At 52.7% G+C, this 258-nt stretch carries 1 rRNA gene; it reads left to right on the top strand.

The annotated features are described in order from the left end of the window. Positions 1–258 (top strand): 23S ribosomal RNA (locus ACRXB1_RS37700); the annotation flags it as partial.

Raw genomic sequence — 258 nt, 5'->3', positions numbered from 1 at the left:
TCCTCCAAGGCTAAATACTCGTGATCGACCGATAGTGAACCAGTACCGTGAGGGAAAGGCGAAAAGAACCCCGGGAGGGGAGTGAAATAGATCCTGAAACCGCATGCATACAAACAGTCGGAGCCTCTGCGAAGGGGTGACGGCGTACCTTTTGTATAATGGGTCAGCGACTTACGTTCAGTAGCAAGCTTAACTGATTAAGGCAGGCGTAGCGAAAGCGAGTCCGAATAGGGCGTTCAGTTGCTGGGCGTAGACCCG

The organism is Caballeronia sp. M23-90 (genome assembly GCF_053574605.1).
Note: the sequence above shows the minus strand (reverse complement) of the source record. Positions and strands in the feature narration are given on the sequence as shown.